Origin of the sequence: Helicobacter pylori, from assembly GCF_009689985.1 — a bacterium.
GTDB lineage: Bacteria > Campylobacterota > Campylobacteria > Campylobacterales > Helicobacteraceae > Helicobacter > Helicobacter pylori_CG.
In genome coordinates this window covers 1-708 of record NZ_QBAW01000026.1, presented here as the reverse complement: position 1 = coordinate 708, position 708 = coordinate 1, and the positions used below count along the sequence as shown (strand labels likewise).

At 33.8% G+C, this 708-nt stretch carries 1 pseudogene; it reads left to right on the top strand.

The window, feature by feature from the left end:
- Positions 1 to 157: 157 nt before the first annotated feature.
- Positions 158 to 708: pseudogene (locus tag DBU79_RS07715) on the top strand (hypothetical protein); the annotation flags it as partial.

The window sequence follows — 708 nt, the reverse complement described above, 5'->3', positions numbered from 1 at the left end:
AGCCTAATTAATGCTAAATTAGCCCTAAAACAAATTTTTAAAATTTTGTTTCAATATGAAATACCAATCCCTTATAAGAACTTTAAATTTCAAAAAACCAACAAACAACCCCCTTAAATTGTATAATAAAGACACTATAAACTAAAAAGAGATAACCATGAGAAAACTATTCATTCCACTTTTATTATGCAGCGCTTTAGAAGCGAATGAGAAAAATGGCTTTTTCATAGAAGCCGGGTTTGAAACCGGGCTGTTAGAAGGCACACAAACGCAAGAAAAAAGACACACCACCACAAAAAACACTTACGCAACTTATAATTATTTACCCACAGACACGATTTTAAAAAGAGCAGCTAATTTATTCACAGATGCTAAATCTATATCACAATTGAACTTTTCATCTTTATCCCCTGTTAAAGTGCTGTATATTGGTGGTAAATTAACTATAGAAAACTTCCTACCTTATAATCTAAGCAATGTTAAGCTTAGTTTCACAGACGCTCAAGGCAATGTAATCGATCTGGGCGTGATAGAGACTATCCCCAAACACTCTAAAATTGTTTTACCTGGGGAAGCGTTTGATAGTCTAAAAGAGGCATTTGATAAAATTGGTCCCTATACTTTCTTTCTTCCAAAATTTGAAGCCACTAGCACTTCTATTTCTGACGCTAACACGCAAAGGGTGTTTGAAACGCTCAATAACATTAA